At 70.7% G+C, this 12,339-nt stretch carries 11 protein-coding genes; all 11 read left to right on the top strand.

The genetic code is table 11. From position 1 onward, the window contains the following. The first annotated feature begins 184 nt into the window (after nucleotides 1-184). The 11 genes from BIV28_RS06680 to BIV28_RS06630 all read left to right on the top strand — a co-directional run bounded on the left by BIV28_RS06680 (nucleotide 185) and on the right by BIV28_RS06630 (nucleotide 12,334). A complete protein-coding gene (locus BIV28_RS06680) occupies nucleotides 185-1,507 on the top strand; it encodes a geranylgeranyl reductase family protein (protein ID WP_076260413.1) in 1,323 nt (440 codons plus the stop codon). Nucleotides 1,508-1,670: 163 nt separating this feature from the next. Next, a complete protein-coding gene (locus tag BIV28_RS06675) occupies nucleotides 1,671-2,030 on the top strand; it encodes an NADH-quinone oxidoreductase subunit A (protein WP_076260411.1) in 360 nt (119 codons plus the stop codon). Between the two features lie 53 nt (nucleotides 2,031-2,083). Next, on the top strand, nucleotides 2,084-2,638 hold the full coding sequence (locus tag BIV28_RS06670) for a NuoB/complex I 20 kDa subunit family protein (protein ID WP_076260409.1): 555 nt from the start codon (nucleotides 2,084-2,086) through the stop codon (nucleotides 2,636-2,638). Continuing rightward, nucleotides 2,635-3,405, top strand: coding sequence for an NADH-quinone oxidoreductase subunit C (locus tag BIV28_RS06665; RefSeq protein ID WP_076260407.1), 771 nt, complete (start codon nucleotides 2,635-2,637; stop codon nucleotides 3,403-3,405). Before BIV28_RS06670 ends, BIV28_RS06665 begins: the two co-directional genes overlap by 4 nt. Continuing rightward, complete coding sequence (locus tag BIV28_RS06660) at nucleotides 3,405-4,793, top strand: NADH-quinone oxidoreductase subunit D (protein WP_076260405.1); 1,389 nt, start codon at nucleotides 3,405-3,407, stop codon at nucleotides 4,791-4,793. Before BIV28_RS06665 ends, BIV28_RS06660 begins: the two co-directional genes overlap by 1 nt. Further along, a complete protein-coding gene (gene nuoE, locus BIV28_RS06655) occupies nucleotides 4,790-5,533 on the top strand; it encodes an NADH-quinone oxidoreductase subunit NuoE (protein WP_076260403.1) in 744 nt (247 codons plus the stop codon). The genes BIV28_RS06660 and nuoE overlap by 4 nt, the downstream gene beginning before the upstream one ends. Next, nucleotides 5,530-6,876: an NADH-quinone oxidoreductase subunit NuoF gene (gene nuoF, locus BIV28_RS06650; RefSeq protein WP_076260401.1), complete on the top strand. Its 1,347-nt coding sequence runs from the start codon at nucleotides 5,530-5,532 to the stop codon at nucleotides 6,874-6,876. Before nuoE ends, nuoF begins: the two co-directional genes overlap by 4 nt. Continuing rightward, on the top strand, nucleotides 6,873-9,335 hold the full coding sequence (locus BIV28_RS06645; protein ID WP_076260398.1) for an NADH-quinone oxidoreductase subunit G: 2,463 nt from the start codon (nucleotides 6,873-6,875) through the stop codon (nucleotides 9,333-9,335). The genes nuoF and BIV28_RS06645 overlap by 4 nt, the downstream gene beginning before the upstream one ends. Further along, nucleotides 9,332-10,738, top strand: coding sequence for an NADH-quinone oxidoreductase subunit NuoH (nuoH, locus tag BIV28_RS06640; RefSeq protein ID WP_076260396.1), 1,407 nt, complete (start codon nucleotides 9,332-9,334; stop codon nucleotides 10,736-10,738). Before BIV28_RS06645 ends, nuoH begins: the two co-directional genes overlap by 4 nt. Next, nucleotides 10,731-11,549, top strand: a complete 819-nt coding sequence (nuoI, locus tag BIV28_RS06635; RefSeq protein WP_076260394.1) for an NADH-quinone oxidoreductase subunit NuoI — start codon at nucleotides 10,731-10,733, stop codon at nucleotides 11,547-11,549. The genes nuoH and nuoI overlap by 8 nt, the downstream gene beginning before the upstream one ends. Further along, the gene (locus BIV28_RS06630; RefSeq protein ID WP_076260392.1) at nucleotides 11,546-12,334 is read left to right on the top strand and encodes an NADH-quinone oxidoreductase subunit J; all 789 of its coding nucleotides are present in this window, start codon (nucleotides 11,546-11,548) and stop codon (nucleotides 12,332-12,334) included. The genes nuoI and BIV28_RS06630 overlap by 4 nt, the downstream gene beginning before the upstream one ends. Nucleotides 12,335-12,339: the final 5 nt, after the last annotated feature.

Genomic DNA, 12,339 nt, shown 5'->3' with positions numbered 1-12,339 from the left:
GGGCCCCACCGGGGCCTTGTCGGACGCGTGTCGGACGCGTGCCGGACGCTCGTCGACCGCTTGCCGGACGCTCGTGGCGGGGCGAGTTAGGCATGCCTTATCTGACAAGGCGGAAATCGCGGGCATAGACTCCGCAGGAGTTCGTGAAGATCTTCACAAGCAGGTCGGAAACACCGTGGTAGAGATGAGCAGCACCGGCTCGGCGACGAGCCCTGCAGCACATGCCGGCGCCCTTTCGGACGCCAGCGCCGACGTCATCGTCGTCGGCGCCGGGCCGGGCGGATCGGCCACTGCCGCCTACCTCGCCGACCACGGCCTCGACGTCCTCCTCCTCGAGAAGTCGGCCTTCCCCCGCGACAAGATCTGCGGCGACGGCCTGACGCCGCGCGCCACCAAGGAGCTCATCTCCCTCGGCATCGACACGACGGGGTGGCAGCGCACCAAGGGCCTGCGCATCAAGGGCGGCGGCCACACCCTCCAGCTCGACTGGCCCGAGAACGACGCGTTCCCCTCGTACGGCATGGTCCGCACCCGAGCCCAGCTCGATGAGTCGCTCGCCCGCCACGCGCAGTCGCGCGGCGCGAAGCTCGAGGAGCGCACGAGCGTCACCGCCCCGGTGCACGACGCGGCCGGACGCGTCGTCGGCGTCACGGCCAAGAAGGTCGACGACCGCGGCCGGGCCACCGGCGAGACCGTCACCTACCGCGCGCCCGTCGTCGTCGCCAGCGACGGCGTCTCGAGCCGCCTCGCCACCGCCGTGGGCCGGCACAAGCGCGAGGACCGCGTCATGGGTGTCGCCGTCCGCGCGTACTACACGACGCCCAAGCGCGACGACTACCTCGAGAGCCACCTCGAGCTGTGGACCCGCGACGACGCCGGCAACCGCATCCTCATGCCCGGCTACGGCTGGCTCTTCCCGCTCGAGGACGGCCGCACCAACGTCGGCCTCGGCACCCTCGACACGACGGCCGCCTTCCAGCAGACGGACTTCAAGGACGTCATGCGCAAGTGGGTGCAGGACATCTCGCCCGAGTGGCAGCTCGAGCACGACGAGTCCGCCGGCCCGATCCGCGGCGCCGCGCTGCCGATGGGCTTCAACCGCAGCCCGCTCTACGCCGACGGCCTCGTGCTCGTCGGCGACGCCGGCGGCATGGTCAACCCGTTCAACGGCGAGGGCATCGACTACGCCCTCGAGGCCGCCCGCATCGGGGCCGAGCTCATCGCCCAGGCGCACGCGCGCCCCGACGACGCCGGCCGCGAGCGCGTCCTCGCCAGCTACCCCAAGGTCATGAAGGACGAGCTCGGTGGGTACTTCACCCTCGGTCGCTGGTTCGCCCACGCCATCGGCAACCCCGAGGTGATGCGGCTCGCGACCAGGTACGGCCTGCCGCGCACCAAGCTCATGCCGTTCCTGCTCAAGATCATGGCCAACCTCGCCGACCCGAGGGCCAAGGCCCCGAGCGACCGCATCATCACCGCCCTCTCACGACTGGCGCCGGACGCATGAGGCACCCCGCTGCCGGGCGCCTTGTGACGCCGAGCACAATCGTTCCCGACGCCCCTAGGATGGGTGCGCCGCGCATCTGCCGTGACGCCCTCCTCGACGGACACCCCGGTCACCACGACCACCGCCCCGTCGACACGCACGACCGAAAGGCAAGTGACCTCGGATGAACTCGTACGTCCCGATCCTGTTCATGCTGGGTCTCGGCTTCGCGTTCGCGGCCCTGTCGGTGTTCACGTCGCTCGTCGTGGGCCCGAAGCGCTACAACCGCGCCAAGCTCGAGGCCTACGAGTGCGGCATCCAGCCGACGCCCCATGCGGCCGGCGGCGGGCGCGTGCCGATCAAGTACTACCTGACGGCGATGCTCTTCATCATCTTCGACATCGAGTCGATCTTCCTCTACCCGTTCGCGGTGGCCTTCAACAAGCTCGGCCTCTTCGCGCTGGTCGAGATGGTCCTGTTCATCCTCACGGTGTTCGTCGCGTACGCGTACGTGTGGCGCCGCGGCGGCCTCGAGTGGGACTGACCGCACGGTCGGGTCACCCTGGACGACAGCAGCAGCAAGGTAAGGAGTAAGCAATGGGTCTGGAAGAGAAGCTGCCCGCAGGGTTCCTGCTCTCCACCGTCGAGGGCCTCGCCGGCTACATGCGCAAGGCCTCGATCTGGCCCGCGACGTTCGGCCTGGCCTGCTGCGCCATCGAGATGATGGCCGTCGGCACGCCCGACTACGACATCGCCCGGTTCGGCATGGAGCGCTTCTCGGCGACGCCGCGCCAGGCCGACCTCATGATCGTGGCCGGCCGCGTCAGCCAGAAGATGGCCCCGGTCGTGCGCCAGGTCTACGACCAGATGCCCAACCCCAAGTGGGTCATCTCGATGGGTGTCTGCGCCAGCTCGGGCGGCATGTTCAACAACTACGCGATCGTCCAGGGCGTCGACCACGTCATCCCCGTCGACATCTACCTGCCCGGCTGCCCGCCGCGGCCGCAGATGCTCCTCAACGCGATCATCGAGCTGCACCACCAGATCGAGACCTCGCCGCTGGGCGTCAACCGCGAGGAGGCGGCCCGCGCCGCCGAGCAGGCCGCCCTGTCCGCCACCCCGACGCACCAGATGAAGGGGCTGCTCGCATGAGCGAGGAGAACAAGGACGGCGTCAACGCCGACACCACCAAGGACCAGACCTCCGGCATCACGCCGGGCGAGGTCGAGCTGGCCCAGGAGGGCACCGGCAGCGGCCCGCAGGTCGTCGGCATGCGCCAGGGCATGTTCGGCCCGACGCAGGGCGCCGACACCACCGGCTACGGCGGCCTGCGCCGCCCGATCCTCGTCGCCGGCGCCTCCGAGCGCCCCTACGGCGGCTACTTCGACGAGATCGCCGACAACCTCGAGCGCGGCCTCGTCGGCGGCACCGCCTCCTACGGCGAGGCCGTCGCGAGCGTCGTGGTCGACCGCGGCGAGATGACGATCCACGTGCGCCGCGAGCACCTGCTCGCCGTCGCCCGCGTGCTGCGCGACGACGCGTCGCTGCGCTTCGAGATCGTCACCGGCGTCTCCGGCGTGCACTACCCCAACCGCACCGGCGAGGAGCTGCACGCGGTCTACCACTTCCTGTCGATCACCCACGGCGGCAGGCGGATCCGCGTCGAGGTCTCGTGCCCCGACGACGACCGGCACATCCCGTCCATCGTCTCGGTCTACCCGGCCAACGACTGGCACGAGCGTGAGACGTGGGACATGTTCGGGATCGAGTTCGACGGCCACCCGGCCCTGACCCGCATCCTCATGCCCGACGACTGGCCGGGCCACCCCCAGCGCAAGGACTACCCCCTCGGCGGCATCCCCGTCGAGTACAAGGGCGCCACCGTCCCGCCGCCGGACCAGCGGAGGTCGTACAACTGATGAGCACGCACACCGAGTTCACCCAGACCGACGTGCCCGACGAGGGCACCAACGACGTCTACGCGACGTCGGTCGCCGACGAGCAGGCCGCCGAGGGCGCGCACGTCTTCAACGCCGCTGGCGGTGACTGGAACGACCTCGTCGACGAGGCCACCTCGCTCGGCGAGGAGCGCATCGTCGTCAACATGGGGCCGCAGCACCCGTCGACGCACGGCGTGCTCCGCCTCATCCTCGAGATCGACGGCGAGACGGTCACCGAGGCCCGCGCGGGCATCGGCTACCTGCACACCGGCATCGAGAAGAACATGGAGTACCGCACCTGGGTGCAGGGCGTCACGTTCTGCACGCGCATGGACTACCTGACGTCCATGTTCCAGGAGACCGCGTACTGCCTCGCGATGGAGAAGCTGCTCGGCATCACCGACCAGATCCCCGAGCGCGCCAACGTGATCCGCGTCCTCATGATGGAGCTGTCGCGGATCAACTCCCACACCGTGTGCCTCGGCACCGGCGGCATGGAGATGGGCGCCACGACGGTCATGACCGTCGCGTTCCGCGAGCGCGAGCGCGTCCTGCGCATCTTCGAGATGGTCACCGGCCTGCGGATGAACAACGCGTACATCCGCCCCGGCGGCGTCGCCCAGGACCTCCCGCCCGGCGCCATCGACGCGCTGCGCGAGATGGTCCCGCAGGTGCGCCGCGGCCTCGGAGAGCTCGAGGCCCTGATGAACGAGAACCCGATCCTCAAGGGCCGCACCGTCGACGTCGGCGTTCTCGACCTCGCCGGCTGCATGGCCCTCGGCATCACCGGACCGGTGCTCCGCTCGACCGGCCTGCCGCACGACCTGCGCAAGCTCGACCCGTACTGCGGCTACGAGACGTACGACTTCGACGTCGTCACCCGCACGAGCCAGGACGCCTACGGCCGCCTCCGCATCCGCATCGACGAGATGTACGAGTCGCTCAAGATCGTCGAGCAGTGCATCGACCGGCTCCAGGCCGACGAGGGTCCGGTCATGGTCGAGGACAAGAAGATCGCCTGGCCGGCGCAGCTCGCGCTCGGCAGCGATGGCCTCGGCAACAGCCTCGACCACATCCGCGAGATCATGGGCACCTCGATGGAGTCCCTGATCCACCACTTCAAGCTCGTCACCGAGGGCTTCCGGGTGCCGCCGGGACAGGCCTACCAGGCCATCGAGTCGCCCAAGGGCGAGCTCGGCTGCCACCTCGTCTCCGAGGGCGGCACGCGTCCCTACCGCGCGCACTTCCGCGACCCGAGCTTCAACAACCTGCAGGCCGTGGCCGCCATGTGCGAGGGCAGCCAGATCGCCGACGTCATCGTCGCCGTGGCCTCGATCGACCCCGTCATGGGAGGTGTGGACCGTTGAGCGGTCACGACGCTTCAGGCCACCTGCACGTCAGCCCGGAGTCCAAGGCGCCGTATGCCGCCGACGTCCTCGAGAAGCTGCACGCCGACGCCGCTGAGGTCATCTCGCGCTACCCGCAGAAGCGCTCGGCGCTGCTGCCGCTGCTGCACCTCGTGCAGTCGGTCGACGGCTACGTCACGGGCCGCGGCGTCACCTTCTGCGCCGAGGTCCTCGACCTCACCGAGGCCGAGGTGAGCGGCGTCGCGACGTTCTACACCCAGTACAAGCGCCACCCCAACGGCGAGTACACGGTCGGCGTCTGCACCAACACGCTCTGCGCGGTCATGGGCGGCGACCTCATCTTCGAGCGCCTGTCCGACCACCTCGGCGTCGGGCACGACGAGACCACCGAGGACGGCAAGATCACCCTCGAGCGCGTCGAGTGCAACGCCGCGTGCGACTACGCGCCGGTCGTCATGGCCAACTGGGAGTTCTTCGACAACCAGACGCCCGAGAGCTCGATCGAGCTCGTCGAGGACCTCCGCGCGGGCAAGGACGTCGCCCCGACGCGTGGGGCCGCGAAGGTCTGCAGCTTCAAGGAGGTCTCGCGCGTGCTCGCCGGCTTCCACGACGGACGCGGCGACGAGGGCGTCGGGGCCGGGCCGGCCTCGCTGCTCGGCCTGAAGATCGCCAACGAGCGCGGCTGGGTCGCCCCCGGCAGCAACGGCGCGAACGCCGACGGGAAGGACGGATCGAAGTGACCGACACGCTGACCCCGATCCTCACGAAGTTCTGGGACGACCCGCAGTCCTGGACCCTCGAGACCTACCGCCGCCACGACGGCTACAAGGCCCTCGACAAGGCCCTCGCGATGGAGCCGCAGGCGATCATCGACGCCGTCAAGGACTCCAGCATCCGCGGCCGCGGCGGCGCCGGCTTCCCGACCGGCATGAAGTGGTCGTTCATGAGCCCGCCCGACGGCGGCCCGCGCTACCTCGTCGTCAACGCCGACGAGTCCGAGCCGGGCACGTGCAAGGACGTGCCGCTCATGATGGCCAACCCGCACTCGCTCATCGAGGGCGTCATCATCTCCTCGTACGCCATCGGCTGCGAGCACGCGTTCATCTACCTGCGCGGCGAGGTCGTGCACGTCTACCGTCGCCTGCTGCGCGCCGTCGAGGAGGCCCGTGCCGCGGGCTACCTGGGCGACAACGTGGGCGGCAAGGGCGTCAAGGTCGACATCACCGTGCACGCCGGTGCCGGCGCGTACATCTGCGGCGAGGAGACCGCGCTGCTCGACTCGCTCGAGGGGCGCCGCGGCCAGCCGCGCCTCAAGCCGCCGTTCCCCGGCGCCGCGGGCCTCTACGCCCGCCCCACATCGGTGAACAACGTCGAGTCCATCGCCTCGGTTCCCGGGATCATCCTCGAGGGCGCCGACTGGTTCAAGGGCATGGGCACCGAGAAGTCCACGGGCTTCGGCATCTTCAGCCTCTCGGGCCACGTCGCCAACCCGGGCCAGTTCGAGGCGCCGCTCGGCATCACGATGCGCGAGCTCATCGAGCTCGCCGGCGGGATGCGCGAGGGTCGCAAGCTGAAGTTCTGGACGCCGGGCGGCAGCTCGACGCCGATCTTCACCGACGAGCACCTCGACGTGCCGCTCGACTTCGACTCGGTCGCCGCGGCCGGCTCGATGCTCGGCACCCGCGCCCTGCAGGTCTTCGACGAGACCGTCTCGGTCGTGCGGGCCGTCGCCCGGTGGACCGACTTCTACGCCCACGAGTCCTGTGGCAAGTGCACCCCGTGCCGTGAGGGCACGTGGTGGCTGCGCCAGATCATGGACCGCATCGAGAACGGCGAGGGCACGCAGGACGACATCGACAAGCTCGTCGACATCTGCGACAACATCCTCGGCCGCAGCTTCTGCGCCCTCGGCGACGCCGCGACGAGCCCGATCACCTCTGCCGTCAAGTACTTCCGCGAGGAGTTCGAGGCCGGCATGCACACCCCGGCGCGCGAGCTCTTCCCGCCGGAGAAGTCGGTGCTCTTCCCGGTCCAGCCGGCAACCAACCAGTCCAAGGAGTCCAGCGGGATGGTGTCCGCATGACCGCCACCACCGAGAGCAAGGCGCCCGCAGCGCCCGACCTCGTCAGCCTCAGCATCGACGGCGTCCCGGTGAGCGTGCCCAAGGGCACCCTCGTCATCCGCGCCGCCGAGGAGGTGGGGATCGAGATCCCGCGCTTCTGCGACCACCCGCTGCTCGAGCCCGTCGGCGCCTGCCGCCAGTGCCTCGTCGACGTCGCGATGCCAGACCGCGAGGGCAACGTCCGCCCGATGCCGAAGCCGCAGGCCTCGTGCACGATGACGGTGTCCGAGGGCATGGTCGTCAACACGCAGAACACCTCGCCCGTCGCCGACAAGGCGCAGCAGGGCGTCATGGAGCTGCTGCTCATCAACCACCCGCTCGACTGCCCGGTCTGCGACAAGGGCGGCGAGTGCCCCCTGCAGAACCAGGCGATGAGCGCCGGCCGCCCGGTGTCGCGCTTCGAGGACGTCAAGCGCACCTACCCCAAGCCGGTCAACATCTCCTCGCAGGTCCTGCTCGACCGCGAGCGCTGCGTGCTCTGCGCGCGGTGCACCCGCTTCTCCGACCAGGTCGCCGGTGACCCGTTCATCGCCCTCGTCGAGCGCGGCGCGCTCCAGCAGATCGGCATCTACGAGGAGCAGCCCTTCGAGAGCTACTTCTCCGGCAACACCGTGCAGATCTGCCCGGTCGGCGCGCTGACCGGTGCTGCCTACCGCTTCCGCAGCCGCCCGTTCGACCTCGTGTCGACGCCGTCGGTCTGCGAGCACTGCGCCGCCGGCTGCGCCACCCGCACCGACCACCGCCGCGGCGTCGTGCTGCGCCGGATGGCCCTCGACGACCCGGCGGTCAACGAGGAGTGGAACTGCGACAAGGGCCGCTGGGCCTTCACGTACGCGACGCTGCCCGACCGCATCGAGCTGCCGATGGTCCGCAACGAGCAGGGCGAGCTGACGGTCGTCGGCTGGCCCGAGGCCCTCGCGGCCGCCGCTGCCGGCCTCGCCGGCAAGCGCGCCGGTGTGCTCACCGGTGGTCGTGTGTCGGCCGAGGACGCCTACGCCTACGGCAAGTTCGCGCGTCTGGTGCTCGGCACCAACGACGTCGACTTCCGCGCGCGGCCGCACTCCGACGAGGAGGTCGCGTTCCTGTCCGAGCACGTGGCGGCCACCGGCCCCGAGGGCGGCGCGGTCACCTACGCCGACCTCGAGACGGCGCCGGCCGTGCTGCTCGTCGGGTTCGAGCCCGAGGACGAGTCGCCGATCGTCTTCCTGCGCCTGCGCAAGGCCTTCCGCCGCAACAAGACCCGCGTCTTCGCCGTCGCGTCGCACGCCACGCGCGGCCTGACGAAGATGGGCGGCACGCTGCTGCCGACCGTGCCCGGCGACGAGGCCCTGGCCCTGGCCGACCTCGGGACCACCGAGCTCGGCGCGCAGGCCCGCGAGGCCCTCGGGGCCGGCGGCATCGTCCTCGTCGGTGAGCGCCTCGCCACCTCGCGCGGCGCCCTGCGCGCCGCCGCCGACCTCGCCGCCACGACCGGAGCCCGCCTCGCGTGGGTGCCGCGCCGGGCGGGGGAGCGCGGTGCGCTCGAGGCCGGTGCGCTCGGTGCGCTGCTGCCCGGTGGCCGCCCGGTCGCCGACGCCGCGGCCCGCGCCGAGGTCGCCCGCGCCTGGGACGTCGACACGCTGCCCGACGCCGCTCCGCGCGACACCGCGGGCATCCTCGCGGCCGCTGCGGCCGGCGAGGTCGGTGCCCTCGTCGTCGGTGGCCTCGACCCGGCCGACCTGCCCGGTGACGTCCAGGCCGACGCGGCCGCCGCGCTCGAGAAGGCGTTCGTCGTCTCGCTCGAGCTGCGCGAGTCGGCCGTCACGGCCGTCGCCGACGTCGTCCTGCCGGTCGCCCCGCAGGCCGAGAAGACCGGCTCGTACGTCAACTGGGAGGGGCGCGTCCGCCCGTTCGAGGAGGCGCTGACGAGCAACGCCGTCAGCGACCACCGCGCCCTCGACATGCTCGCGAGCGAGATGGGCTTCTTCCTCGAGACCCGCACGCAGCGCGAGGTGCACACGCAGTTCGAGGCGCTCGGCCCCTGGAGCGGGGTGCGCGGCGCGGCCGCGCCCGCCGGTCACCGGGCCGCCGGGTCCGCCTCGGGCAGTGGCGACTTCGTCCTGTCCACGTGGGCCACGCTCCTCGACGCCGGCCGGATGCAGGACGGCGAGCCGTTCCTGGCCGGCACGGCACCCAAGCCGCTCGCGCGCCTCTCGGCTGCCTCGGCCGCCGGTCTCGGCGTCGCCGACGGCGAGACCGTCACCGTGACCGGCCCGGCCGGCAGCGTCACGCTGCCCGCGTCGGTCGTCGACGGCATGGTCGACGGCGTCGTGTGGGTGCCGACCAACTCGCGCTCCGCCGACACGTCCTGTTCCGTGCGCGCCGGCCTCGGTACCGACGCCGGTGGCCGCGTCTCCGTCACGAAGGGTGGTGCCGCATGAGCCTCAGCCTCGCGGCAGCAGGGGTGGCCGCGGTCGCCCCGATGACCGAGAACCCGACCGCCGACTTCAGCGACACCCCGCTGTGGGTCTCGCTCATCAAGGCCGTCGGCATCTTCGTCTACCTGCTCCTGTCGACGCTGCTCGTCATCTGGTTCGAGCGTCGCGTCATCGGCCGGATGCAGCAGCGCCCGGGCCCGAACCGCAACGGTCCGTTCGGCCTGCTCCAGACCCTCGCCGACGGCATGAAGGCGATGCTCAAGGAGGACATCACCCCGGCCAACGCCGAGAAGGTCATCTACACCCTCGCCCCGCTCATCGCGGCGACGATGGCCTTCGTGTCGTTCGCGATCATCCCGCTCGGCGGCATGGTCTGGATGTTCGGCCACCACACGCCGCTGCAGGTCACCGACGTCCCCGTCGCCGTCCTGCTCGTGCTGGCGGTCGCGTCGGTCGGCGTCTACGGCATCATCCTGGCCGGCTGGTCCTCCGGATCGACCTACCCGCTGCTCGGTGGTCTGCGCTCGACGGCCCAGGTCATCAGCTACGAGATCGCCATGGGCCTCTCGCTCGTCGCGATCTTCCTCTACAGCGGCTCGATGTCGACCTCCTCGATCGTGTCGGCGCAGAGCTCGCTCTGGTACATCCTGCCGGCGTTCTTCTCCTTCGCCGTCTACGTCATCACGATGGTCGGCGAGACCAACCGCCTGCCCTTCGACCTCGCCGAGGGCGAGGGCGAGCTCACCGGTGGCTTCCACACCGAGTACTCCTCGATGCGCTTCGCGATGTTCTTCCTCGGCGAGTACATCAACATGTTCACCGTCTCCGCGCTGGCCACGACGCTGTTCCTCGGCGGCTGGCAGGCCCCGCCGTTCATCGCGATGATCGGCGACGGCGCCCTCAACGGCGGCTGGTGGGGCCTGCTGTGGTTCACCGCCAAGCTGTGGCTGTTCATGTTCTTCTTCGTCTGGCTGCGCGGCTCGCTGCCCCGCGTCCGGTACGACCAGTTCATGCGCTTCGGCTGGAAGTTCCTCATCCCGATCACGCTCGCCTGGGTCGTGGCCGTCGCCTTCATCCGCGGCGCCCAGCTGAACTTCCTCGGTGACAGCAAGCTGACCATCGCCGGCCGCGAGCTGTCGGTGGCCACGGTCGTCATCGTCAGCGTCGTCGCCGTCATCGCCCTCGCCGCGGCGTGGATCTGGGACGACAAGCGTGCCGCCCGCCTCGCCGCCGAGGAGGAGCGCCCGCCGGAGGAGATCGACCCGTTCGCCGGCGGCTACCCCGTCCCGCCGCTGCCGGGCCAGCGCCTCGTCGAGCCGGGCAACCGCATCGGCTCCGAGCCGGTGCTGTCCTCGGCGAGCAGCACGACCACCTCGACTCCCGCCAAGGAGGAGACCCATGGCTGACGACACCGTCGGCAAGGACGTCACCGGGCCCGCGCAGGGCTCCGGTGCCGTCGGCAGGCCGACCGGATCGAACGAGGGCGCCCGCTCGGGCGACGAGCGCGAGAAGGGGTTCCTCTCCGAGCTCTTCGCGCCCATCGCCGGCTTCGGGGTGTCGTTCTCGACGATGTTCCGCAAGGTCGCGACCGAGGAGTACCCGGAGAAGCCGCGCCCCACCGCGCCGCGCTTCCACGGCCGCCACCAGCTCAACCGCCACCCCGACGGTCTCGAGAAGTGCGTCGGCTGCGAGCTGTGCGCGTGGGCCTGCCCGGCCGACGCCATCCTCGTCGAGGGCGCGGACAACGACGACACCCCCGGTGGTGCCGGTCGGTTCAGCCCGGGCGAGCGGTACGGCCGCGTCTACCAGATCAACTACCTGCGCTGCATCTTCTGCGGCCTGTGCATCGAGGCGTGCCCCACGCGCGCGCTGACGATGACGAACTTCTACGAGCTGGCCGACAACGACCGCGGCAAGCTCATCTTCACCAAGGACCAGCTCCTCGCGCCGCTCCAGGTCGGCATGCTCCCGCCGCCGTTCCCGATGGCCGACGGCCTGGAGGAGCGCGACTACTACCAGGGCAAGGTCACCGCGGCCACCGACGCGCAGCGCGAGTACGTCGACGCGCGTGACGCCGCCGAGGACACCGACGACCTCGACCTGCCGGAGTACGCCGAGGCGCCCGGCAACGTCGGCGCGTCCGGTCCCGGCCAGCACGACCTCGTCCACGCGGCCAACCCGACCGCGGCGAACACCAGGGAAGGGGCGAACCCGTGACCTCCTCCGCCGAAGCCGTCGGCTTCTGGCTGCTGGCCCCGATCGCCGTCATCGCGGCGCTGGGCCTGCTCTTCGCCAGGAAGGCCGTGCACGCCGCACTCGGCATGGCGCTCGTCATGACGATCCTCGGGATCTTCTACATCATGCAGAAGGCCGACTTCCTCGGCATCGTGCAGGTGTTCGTCTACACCGGCGCCGTCATGATGCTCTTCCTCTTCGTCCTCATGCTCGTCGGCGTCGACTCCTCCGACTCGATCGTCGAGACGATCAAGGGCCAGAAGTGGGCCTCGTTCCTGCTCGTCATCGGCCTGGCCGGCGTCCTCTTCTTCGCGATCGGGTCGGCCACCTTCGACCAGGCCACGGTCCAGACCGGTCTGGACAAGCTCGAGGAGACCAACCGCGACCCGGGCAACATCACGAGCCTGGCCGAGCTGATCTTCGGCCAGTACGTGTGGATCTTCGAGGTCACCTCGGCGCTGCTCATCACGGCCGCCCTCGGCGCGATGGTCCTCGCCCACCGCGAGCGCCTGACGCCGCGCCTGACGCAGGCCGAGTGGGCCGCCAAGCGCGTCCGCGACAACGAGCACGTCGCCGGCCTGCCGGCCCCCGGCGTCTACGCCCGCCACAACGCCGTCGACACCCCGGCGCTGCTGCCCGACGGCACGCCGAGCGACCTGTCGGTCTCGCGCGTCCTCGTCGCCCGCGACCAGGTCGCGAAGGCCGACGGCTTCCGCGACGTCGAGCGCCACATGGAGCACGAGATCGAGGAGGGTCGGTCCAAGTGAGCCCG

The organism is Intrasporangium flavum (genome assembly GCF_001956915.1).
In the GTDB taxonomy this organism is placed as follows: Bacteria; Actinomycetota; Actinomycetes; order Actinomycetales; family Dermatophilaceae; genus Monashia; species Monashia flava.
The sequence above is the reverse complement of the archived record's forward strand: the minus strand, read 5'-3'. Positions and strand labels throughout refer to the sequence as shown.

Coding starts and splice junctions, on each gene's coding strand:
- BIV28_RS06680 (WP_076260413.1), top strand. CDS start 185: ATGAGCAGCACCGGCTCGGCGACGAGCCCTGCAGCACATGCCGGCGCC.
- BIV28_RS06675 (WP_076260411.1), top strand. CDS start 1,671: ATGAACTCGTACGTCCCGATCCTGTTCATGCTGGGTCTCGGCTTCGCG.
- BIV28_RS06670 (WP_076260409.1), top strand. CDS start 2,084: ATGGGTCTGGAAGAGAAGCTGCCCGCAGGGTTCCTGCTCTCCACCGTC.
- BIV28_RS06665 (WP_076260407.1), top strand. CDS start 2,635: ATGAGCGAGGAGAACAAGGACGGCGTCAACGCCGACACCACCAAGGAC.
- BIV28_RS06660 (WP_076260405.1), top strand. CDS start 3,405: ATGAGCACGCACACCGAGTTCACCCAGACCGACGTGCCCGACGAGGGC.
- BIV28_RS06645 (WP_076260398.1), top strand. CDS start 6,873: ATGACCGCCACCACCGAGAGCAAGGCGCCCGCAGCGCCCGACCTCGTC.
- nuoH (WP_076260396.1), top strand. CDS start 9,332: ATGAGCCTCAGCCTCGCGGCAGCAGGGGTGGCCGCGGTCGCCCCGATG.
- nuoI (WP_076260394.1), top strand. CDS start 10,731: ATGGCTGACGACACCGTCGGCAAGGACGTCACCGGGCCCGCGCAGGGC.